Origin of the sequence: Vibrio sp. V43_P6S15P86, from assembly GCF_009904725.1 — a bacterium.
Classification (GTDB): Bacteria; Pseudomonadota; Gammaproteobacteria; order Enterobacterales; family Vibrionaceae; genus Vibrio; species Vibrio diabolicus.
On the sequence record NZ_WXWT01000364.1, the window covers coordinates 20,049 to 28,757 of the forward strand.

Below are 8,709 nucleotides of genomic sequence, written 5' to 3' on the forward strand. Positions count from 1 at the left end.
TATTACCGACACAAAATCGTCATAAATCATTGTTTTAATGCCAGCGCTTTCAATAAACAAGGAAAATATAATGAAGCGCTTAGTATCTCCAATCGTTACCGCAGTGGCAGCATCAACCCTCTCTTTTAATGCACTCTCGGCCGAAATCAAAAACGTTATTTTGATGATCGGCGATGGCATGGGGCCTCAACAAGTTGGTCTACTAGAGACTTACGCCAAACACGCACCTAACTCGATTTACAAAGGCGAAACTACCGCTTTGTATAAACTCGCTCAAGAAGGTGTGATTGGATCATCGCTGACCAATCCAGAAGACGCGATTGTCGTCGACTCTGCGTGCTCCGCAACGATGCTAGCAACAGGAATACCTACCGCTTCTGAAGTCATTGGCATTGATAGCCAAGGCAACCACGTTGAAACCATTTTGGAAAAAGCCAAAAGCAAAGGTAAGGCTACAGGTCTCGTCTCTGATACACGTATGACTCATGCAACGCCAGCCGCATTTGCCGCTCATCAACCACACCGTTCTCTAGAAAACAGTATTGCGGCGGACATGCTAGAAACTGGCGTTGACGTGATGATGTCTGGCGGACTTCGTCATTGGATTCCAAAGTCGACAAACGACAAGGGAGAGACATACGAGCAACTTGAAAAGCTCACTGAAGGTAATGTCTACCTAAAGTCGAAACGTAAAGATGAGCGCAACTTGCTTACTGAGGCGCAAGACCAAGGTTACAACCTGGCTTTCAGCCGCGATATGCTCACACAAGCTACAGGTGACAAATTACTTGGACTTTTTGCTTACTCGGGCATGAACGATGGTATTGCCTACAGTCAAAGCAAAAACGATCCAAAACGTACGCAGCCATCGCTGAAAGAAATGACCACCAAAGCAATCGACATCCTTTCAAAAGACAAAGACGGCTTTTTCTTAATGGTTGAAGGCGGTCAAATTGACTGGGCTGGCCACAGTAACGATGCGGGTACGATGCTGCATGAAATGATCAAGTTCGACGAAGCGGTAGACTCGGTTTATGAGTGGGCAAAAGGCCGTGATGACACACTGATCATTGTTACCGCTGACCACGAGACCGGTTCTTTCGGCTTTAGTTACTCATCAGCAAACTTGCCTAAACCGCAAAAACGCGACGGCGAAGCATTCAAAAATCAAGATTACGCGCCAAACTTCAACTTTGGTCAGTTCGAAATCCTTGATGGTTTATACAACCAGAAGAAAAGCTACTACGGTATGATCAGCGAATTCCAAGCGCTTGATAAGAAAGCTCAAACACCAGAGAAGTTTGCAGAAATTGTGAATGCAAATAGCGCTTTTTCGATTACGCCTGAGCAAGCAGAACGCGTATTAGCAAGTAAACCAAATCCATACCGACTCGCTGGACACAAATACTTAAGCGAAGAGAACGTTCCTACAATCAATGACTTTGATGCGTTCTTTCCTTACAACGACCGTGGCAACTTGCTAGCTCGTGAGCATGCAACAAAGCAAAACACAGTATGGGGAACGGGTACTCATACGCATACCCCAGTCAACGTATTTGCTTGGGGGCCGGCAGAAACTATCCTTCCGGTATCAAAAATCATGCACCACTCGCAACTAGGCGAGTACTTGAAGCAACAAATTAAATAATCAACTTGCACTTACTTCACAACTCGTGATGTTTCAACGCTCTCGCAAGGGAGCGTTTTTTTATGCATGAAAACAGTTGACGTTTTAAATCGTACACCACAATAATTATGGGTCTTTAATTATATGAATAAAGAAAATGTGCGAAATCTTTGCTAAGCAACCCCAAGACAACTATCAGTTCATCACCCGCTCTATCCGTATTGATGGTCACGCCACAAGTGTAAAACTTGAAGCGAGCTTTTGGACGATTCTTGAGGAAATTGCTAACGCTCAAAACATGACTGTTCCTAAGTTTATTAGTACGGTCTATCAAGAAGCGCTCGAATACAATGGTGAAGTAAACAACTTTGCCTCCCTACTACGCTGCGCCTGTCTCACTTACGCTCGCCAGCCTAAAGAGACGATTCGTCAAGCACTGACACAACTAAACACTTAATAACAACCAACCACTGACCAACCTACCAATAACCCTCATAGGCTATGCAACAGAGTTGTAAGCCATTGAGCATGTTCTAATTTGTCGTACTAGAGTACTACCCAGACTCCTTTTGAACTCGCTAACCTATGCGGACTATCAAGGAGTACCCATGACAAAAATGATTCACACCATGATCCGAGTCAGCGATCTGGACCGTTCTCTACAATTTTACCGCGACGTACTTGAGCTAGAAATCAAAGACCAATACATCTTTGATGGTTTTTCTCTGACCTATCTAGCCAACGAAGAAACTGGCTTTGAACTAGAGCTAACACACAATCACGATCAAACTGAGCCTTACACTCACGGCTCAGGCTACGGTCACCTTGCTGTCAGCGTAGAGGACATCGAACAAACTCACAAACGCATTAAATCTCTCGGTATTGAAGCGGGTGACATCAAAGCCTTTGATCACCAACAAAAACATTTGGCAACGTTCTTTTTTGTGACTGATCCTGATGGTTACAAAATTGAGTTCTTACAACGCCAAGGGCGTTACCTATAACAAAAAGAGTAAACATCATGATTCACTTGACTGCTACCTTTCACGCACAACCGGGAAAAGAACAGGAACTAAAAGCAGTGCTCACCCGAGCACTTGAACCCACTCGCAATGAAGAAGGTTGTGTTCGTTATCAATTATTCCAAGACAAAGACAATGCGTGCCACTTCGTTTTTCAAGAGCAATTTAAAGACCAACAAGCGTTCGATCTTCATGGTAAAACAGAACACTTTGCTCTTTTGATTAGCCAAATCGACAACTTGTTAGAATGCGAACCGAAATTGGTGTTCTTTAACGAACTGTAAAAACACCGCTTAATGCAAATAAAAAGGCACTCTTTCTAGAGTGCCTTTTCGTACTGTTGTGGCTGTGATTACGCGTCTTGTTTCTCTACCATGTGCAAATGCACATCTTGTTGTGGGAAAGGAATCGAAATGCCTTCTCGGTCAAAGCGCAGTTTCACTTCTTTTGTCACATCCCAATACACGTCCCAATAATCATCAGTTTTTACCCAAGGACGAACAATAAAGTCTACAGATGATGTGTTTAACGTATGCACTTTGATCATCGGCTCGGGTGTACGAAGTACTGCAGGGTGAGAAGTAATGATATCAGACAGCACTGACTCGGCTTTCAGCAAGTCATCCGCATAGCCAATGCCAAACACCATATCCACACGGCGAATGCGCTCGTGTGTGACGTTCTTAATCACATCTCCCCAAATTTTACTGTTAGGTACAATAATAATTTGGTTATCAAACGTACGGATTGTGGTGTTCACCAAACTCATATGGCTTACCTTACCATCCACACCACCAGCATACACAAAGTCACCAACATCAAATGGGCGATAAATAAGCAACATCATACCCGCCGCGAAATTGGACAAGGTGTCTTGTAAGGCGAAGCCGATAATCACACCGGCAATACCAAAACCGGTTAGGATCGGTGCTAGGTTCAATCCGAGCTGAGATAGGCCCACCATGATACCAATCACCCACACGAACTTGCCGGACATTGAGATAAAGAAATCCTGCATCAAGTGTGAGAGTTTTAAGTTTTTCGATGAAACCGCCTTGCTGACCACTTTGCGCGTTAACTTCGCGAGCCCACGAGCGATCAATAAAATCAACGCAAATACAAACAACTGGAAAATGTGCTGCGGCGCATTTTCGGCAAACCAGTCTAGTGCCGAGTTGGACCAATGGCTCAGTATTGACCACACTACTTTAGTATTCAGTAAATCGTGGGTGATATTCCCTGTCACTTCGAAAATTTGGCGTTTGTATTCGGACGTTTCTAAACCGACTTTATCGCCAATCGAAATTAAATTGCGTAGGCTTTCCGTCGCAATATTCAGTCTTTGCTTAGTAATAAGCTGACTTAACTGCAGTGACGCTTTTTCCGATTCAGGGCTTGACGAAAGTTGAGAGCCGATGATCTCACTTTGCTGACTCAAGTACTCAATTGAGGCAGACAGCAAACGCATGCGTTTATCAACTTTATCCTTTAGTTCCGCTTCTGCGCGCTCATTTTGAGCCCCTAACTCTTTCAGCCAAGCAAGGTTTTGCCAGCTTGAATCGAAGCTGACATCGAGGTAATGCTGTAACTCTCGGTAATCATTAACAAGAGCAAGTTTCTCTTCATCCTTGGCTTTATTTAAATCTTCAACGACTTTCTTTATTTTTTCCGACAGATAGTTTGTGGCGTCCTCAGAGTATTTTTCCTGCTTTTTAACCAAGGAGATCAATTTGTCACGAGGGATAGTTTCACGTTCAATCGCCGATGCTAACTGACTTCTTAACTCTTCATTTTTTTGGAACAGCTGCAGTTGAAGCGCGTCGCGCTCATCACCACTCGCTTGCGAGAGACCTTGGGATAAATCCACAATTTCTCGATTCAAGTTATCAATAGAAGTTTCGGCAGCAGAGGGTTCTGGCGTATCCTGAATATCTTTCGCATTGATGACCATCGGCGCCATCATACCGAGGATGAGCGCGAATAATGCCACCCAAGATGTCAGGCGTATTTTCTGGGGGAAATGAAACGTCATGTTTACCTCTTAGGGAACAGTTCTGATCAAAACGACCAAGAATAGAAGTGTAAAGCCTTGAAATTATATACCTAAGTTTACAACACTAAATAATAAACTGAGCAGCATTTCGTTAGTTGGGCGTCAAAGTTGAGAAACCCAATAACAAACAAGCCTTTCATTATTAGATGAAAGGCTTGTGTACATTTAACTACTGGCGATTGGGGTGATTCAGAATGTGGTCTTCCCAATCCACCACATCAATCTCGTATACCACTTTATTGCGGACACTTTCGCCCGCCGCGTGCATCGCAGATTTCGAGCCCGTAATCAACGGATGCCATTCTGGTAAAGGCTGCTTTTCAGCCAACAGGCGGTAAGCGCACGTATGCGGCAGCCAAGTAAAATCGTCGATGTCTTCGCGCGTCAGCTTGGTGCACTCTTCACCCGAAGTAAAACGATTTGGGTAATCCTTACAAGAGCACGTTTTGCTATTTAGCCAGCTACAGGCCACATTGGTGTAATAGATTTCGTCGGTATCTTCGTCCATTAGCTTATGCAGGCAACATTTACCACAACCATCACAGAGAGATTCCCATTCCTCTTCTGTCATCTGTTCTAACGATTTACTTTGCCAAAATGGAGTGCTCATACTTCAGGTCTCACCAAGGGAATTTAGGGGGCGATTTATACCCCTCTCGACGCAAAAGTTCAAGTTTTGAGAAGATCTCGAATCATTCACACATAACAGTAGAGATATTCAACTACTTTCGCTTTACTGTTCTATCCTTAAACGAGTTTCTATTACTCAATTGATCAAGAAGGCATTAAGGAGTTTTCATGGGTATTATTTCTTGGATTATTTTGGGCTTAATCGCCGGTGCACTCGCAAAATGGCTCATGCCAGGAAAAGATGGGGGTGGCTGGATTGCAACAATGCTACTCGGTATTGCCGGTGCCTTTGTCGGCGGCTTTCTTGGCGGTATTCTGGGTTTCGGCGGGGCAACTGGCGTAAATATCGGTAGCATCATCACCGCAACGCTAGGCGCATTTATTCTGCTGTTTGTTTACAACCGCTTCTTGAGATGATCACAACGGTTTAAAAGCCAAAAGGAGCACTCTATTGAGTGCTCCTTTTTATTTTTTGTTAGGCGACTCTTCCAATCCACGTCAAAATGACCATAATTGCCCCCTCAATTTTTAAGAGGTTTACATTATGGATTGTCGACTAGGATGCGGAGCTTGCTGTATTGCGCCAAGTATCTCTTCACCGATACCTGGAATGCCCAAGGGCAAACCAGCAGGTGTTCGTTGCGTACAACTCAACGATGATAATTTGTGTAAGCTGTTTGGTAAGCCTGAGCGCCCCAACGTTTGTCACGATTTTAAACCGTGTCCGGTTGTGTGTGGCAAAACCAACCAAGAAGCGCTCGACAACATCACTGAGCTAGAGCAACTTACTTAATCTATTCAGAGCCCCCGTTTAGTCGTTACCAAGCTCTCGTAAGTACAAGTAGATGGTATCGCGCGAGATGCCAAGATGGTTTGCAACCATTAAAACAGCATCTTTGTATTTAAAAATGCCTAAGCCGTGCAGTCGCGTCACCAGTTCACGGTTACGTTTAGAAGGCGCAATGGCTTCATTTTCCCACACTTCTGTTTGTACGGTTTCTATCGTGCTGATGATGGTTTCATCGATATTACGCGCAAACGTTTCTGGTGAGCGAGCACCACCAACACAACACTCGGTGTGTTGCTGAGGCAGCATTGCCTTTAAAAATGCCTGCATCGGTGCATCCATATCCACGTTGATACACAGCAAACCAATCGGTTTGTTTTTTGGATTTCTGACAATTGTCGTAATGGAGTGCAAGGTCTTTCCGTTCGACGTTTTCGTCAGGTACGAATCAGAAACGTCCTTGCCCTCTCTTAACTTCATTCTCGCTAAGTTGGTAATTGGGGCACCTTCACTGCGTTCCGTCACGTGCCCGTTTGCGATTTTGATGATTTCCGGCGCTTCGGCATCTAAGCTGTGGAGAACCACTTCAGTGTGTTCACCATACATACGTGCAATGCCATCCACGACGTTTTTCATAGAGTTCAAAATATCGAGATCACTCTTGGTGAGTTTCTTTAGTAGCAATGTTACTTCCCTTAGCAAAAACTGGAGGTTAGGCCGACATAATATCGATAATAGATTTGTCAGTATACGGCATACCGAAACGAACCATTGAGCCAACATTTCTTATCGTTTGCTCAACTTCTTCGCCTACTATACCTTGATTCTTAACACTGTGGTTACCCATCGCCATCAAATATGAGCGCACCGCCGTTGTCGACGAAGTACACACTTTCATCGCACAAGAGGATTTCGCACCATCGCACACCATACCTGAACTGTCGCTGATGACGTTTTGAATGGCGTAGCATGATTGCTCGAATGTACCACCAGCTAAATACACCAGCGCCATAGAAGCTGCCGCACTGGTAACAGTGTTGCCACAAAATGCGGATAACGGTGGGTAATAAGATTTGATGTAAATAGCCCCTAAATGACTCATGATCAACGCGCGAGCCAGCTGTTCTTCGTCGTTTTGAAATGCTTCTGCGGCAACTACAACTGGCATTGTAGCGGCAATACCTTGGTTCCCACTGCCGAAATTGCTCATGGCTGGCAACGTCGCCCCTCCCATACGAGCATCAGACGCCGCGGATGTCATCATCTGTATACGACTCATTAAGTCATTACCCAACAAGCCTTGCTCGATGTTGCCTTTTAGCGTGCGTCCAATTTCTAGGCCGTAACCTCGGTCGATACCCTCTTGAGCCAGCAAGGTATTGAGCTCTGCAGCTTGGAGAATGAATTTGATCTCTTCAAAAGGCGCTTGAGTGGCAAACTCATAGATTTGTTTGATCGAAATATCCACACCTTCACAAACAGAAGCGGTCGCAACGCGTTGCTGTGATGGGGCATCAAAAATCACGTCGCCATTACGCATGATTTGAAGAATGTTGGTGTGACCGCCACTGATCGTGACCGAAACAACATCGTCACCAGAGATGAGCGTTACGTTGCAATAAATGAATTCTTGCGTATCCATACGCGCTACGGTTACTCGCTCTTCATCTATCAATTGTTGCGCAGCAGCGACATCCTGCTCATTAATCCGAGCCAACACTTCCAGTTCTGCTGTTGGGTCACCGGCTAATGCACCAACTGAGGCGGCGATTTTGAGGCCTATCTTGCCCGTTCCGGGTACGAAAACACCCATCGAGTTTTTAAATAGGTTGTCTGAAACACGCACCTCTATCGCATCAATATCGGATGTGCCTAACTCTTTTCTAGCAACTGCTGCCGCGTACGCAGCAGCAATGGGTTCTGTACATCCTAATGCAGGTTTCACGACTTGCTTAATGATTTGGATATATTGTGTCCATTGCTGGTTCATGCTCTGTTCTCCGTATTACTTTTTATGAGCAATCGCTTCGACTTCAATTAACACGCCAAGAGGTAAATCTTTCACTGCGAAGCAACTGCGTGCTGGACAATCTTGTTGGAAAAACTCTGCATAGACCTTGTTAAACTCGGCAAAGTCATTAATATTCGATAGGTAACACGTTGTTTTTAAAACAGTATCGATACTGCCACCACCAGCCTCTAAAACGTGCTTCAAGTTAGTAAGAGATTGATGACTTTGTGCACTGATGCCGCCTTCAACTACTTTTCCTGTTGCCTTATCAACGGGTAATTGGCCAGAAGTAAAAATCAAATCGCCATAACTAGTGCCATGTGAATAAGGTCCAATAGCAGCAGGCGCGTGTTCAGATGAAATCAATTTTTTCATTTTTAAATCCTCACATAAATTTTATTTTTTATTAAGAAGTTTCTAACTCAACTTCCGTATTAGCGTTATTTTTTCAATTAAATATGAATCAAACAACTAGATCAGATCACAAAATTCGTTAAAAACTCCAATTTATTTGAACTTCTTCGCCAATATCTCAAATTTATCTGAATTTTCCACAAAAAAATTGGTGATATACATTTT

General features: G+C 44.1%; 11 protein-coding genes. 6 read left to right on the forward strand and 5 right to left on the reverse strand.

Annotated elements, in window-relative coordinates; all coding sequences use genetic code 11:
- Positions 1-70: 70 nt before the first annotated feature.
- The 4 genes from CAG69_RS16615 to CAG69_RS16630 all read left to right on the forward strand — a co-directional run bounded on the left by CAG69_RS16615 (position 71) and on the right by CAG69_RS16630 (position 2,933).
- Positions 71-1,648 carry an alkaline phosphatase gene (locus tag CAG69_RS16615; protein WP_161445237.1) on the forward strand — a complete coding sequence of 526 codons (1,578 nt, stop codon included), beginning with the start codon at positions 71-73 and terminating at the stop codon, positions 1,646-1,648.
- Positions 1,649-1,784: 136 nt separating this feature from the next.
- Entirely contained in the window at positions 1,785-2,084 is a 300-nt protein-coding gene (locus CAG69_RS16620; protein WP_031780613.1) for a ribbon-helix-helix domain-containing protein, read from the forward strand.
- Positions 2,085-2,235: 151 nt separating this feature from the next.
- Positions 2,236-2,631, forward strand: coding sequence for a VOC family protein (locus CAG69_RS16625; RefSeq protein WP_005397245.1), 396 nt, complete (start codon positions 2,236-2,238; stop codon positions 2,629-2,631).
- A gap of 17 nt (positions 2,632-2,648) precedes the next feature.
- Complete coding sequence (locus tag CAG69_RS16630) at positions 2,649-2,933, forward strand: putative quinol monooxygenase (RefSeq protein WP_048625833.1); 285 nt, start codon at positions 2,649-2,651, stop codon at positions 2,931-2,933.
- Positions 2,934-3,001: 68 nt separating this feature from the next.
- Here the strand turns inward: CAG69_RS16630 and CAG69_RS16635 are convergent, their stop codons facing one another.
- Together CAG69_RS16635 and CAG69_RS16640 are read right to left on the reverse strand one after the other, a co-directional pair.
- Positions 3,002-4,600: a mechanosensitive ion channel family protein gene (locus CAG69_RS16635; RefSeq protein WP_005397241.1), complete on the reverse strand. Its 1,599-nt coding sequence runs from the start codon at positions 4,598-4,600 to the stop codon at positions 3,002-3,004.
- 271 nt (positions 4,601-4,871) lie between these two features.
- The gene (locus tag CAG69_RS16640) at positions 4,872-5,312 is read right to left on the reverse strand and encodes a YcgN family cysteine cluster protein (protein WP_065645037.1); all 441 of its coding nucleotides are present in this window, start codon (positions 5,310-5,312) and stop codon (positions 4,872-4,874) included.
- A gap of 188 nt (positions 5,313-5,500) precedes the next feature.
- On the opposite strand from CAG69_RS16640, the gene CAG69_RS16645 reads away from it, so the two are divergent.
- Both CAG69_RS16645 and CAG69_RS16650 read left to right on the forward strand, forming a co-directional pair.
- Positions 5,501-5,749 carry a GlsB/YeaQ/YmgE family stress response membrane protein gene (locus CAG69_RS16645; protein ID WP_005397239.1) on the forward strand — a complete coding sequence of 83 codons (249 nt, stop codon included), beginning with the start codon at positions 5,501-5,503 and terminating at the stop codon, positions 5,747-5,749.
- A 127-nt stretch (positions 5,750-5,876) separates the two neighbouring features.
- On the forward strand, positions 5,877-6,125 hold the full coding sequence (locus CAG69_RS16650) for a YkgJ family cysteine cluster protein (RefSeq protein ID WP_025574470.1): 249 nt from the start codon (positions 5,877-5,879) through the stop codon (positions 6,123-6,125).
- An 18-nt stretch (positions 6,126-6,143) separates the two neighbouring features.
- On the opposite strand, the gene CAG69_RS16655 is transcribed toward CAG69_RS16650, so the two are convergent.
- The 3 genes from CAG69_RS16655 to CAG69_RS16665 are packed head-to-tail and all read right to left on the reverse strand — an operon-like array spanning position 6,144 to position 8,505.
- Positions 6,144-6,803, reverse strand: a complete 660-nt coding sequence (locus CAG69_RS16655; protein WP_005397228.1) for a helix-turn-helix transcriptional regulator — start codon at positions 6,801-6,803, stop codon at positions 6,144-6,146.
- Between the two features lie 28 nt (positions 6,804-6,831).
- Complete coding sequence (locus CAG69_RS16660) at positions 6,832-8,109, reverse strand: L-cysteine desulfidase family protein (protein ID WP_161445238.1); 1,278 nt, start codon at positions 8,107-8,109, stop codon at positions 6,832-6,834.
- A gap of 15 nt (positions 8,110-8,124) precedes the next feature.
- Entirely contained in the window at positions 8,125-8,505 is a 381-nt protein-coding gene (locus tag CAG69_RS16665; RefSeq protein ID WP_005397224.1) for a RidA family protein, read from the reverse strand.
- Positions 8,506-8,709 lie beyond the last annotated feature (204 nt).